Here is a 254-nt window from a genome sequence, read left to right as displayed (position 1 = left end):
GCGCGATCGACCAGCCCTTCCTGATGCCGATGGAAGACATCTTCTCGATCTCGGGCCGTGGCACAGTCGTGACGGGCCGTATCGAGCGCGGCAAGGTGAAGGTAGGCGAGGAAGCGGAGATCGTAGGCTTCCGCGAGACGCGCAAGACGGTTGTGACCGGCGTCGAAATGTTCAAGAAGCAGCTGGATGAAGGTCTGGCCGGGGACAACGCGGGACTTCTGCTGCGCGGTATTGCCAAGGAAGACGTGGAGCGC

The 254-nt window shown here is 62.2% G+C and carries 1 protein-coding gene; it reads left to right on the top strand.

Translation table 11 applies throughout. The features are described from left to right. Positions 1-254: EF-Tu/IF-2/RF-3 family GTPase (locus GSQ86_RS22905; protein WP_254062038.1), on the top strand; the 254-nt coding region annotated here is incomplete at both ends.

Source organism: Acidobacterium sp. S8 (assembly GCF_009765985.1).
In the GTDB taxonomy this organism is placed as follows: domain Bacteria; phylum Acidobacteriota; class Terriglobia; order Terriglobales; family Acidobacteriaceae; genus Alloacidobacterium.
Note: the sequence above shows the minus strand (reverse complement) of the source record. Positions and strands in the feature narration are given on the sequence as shown.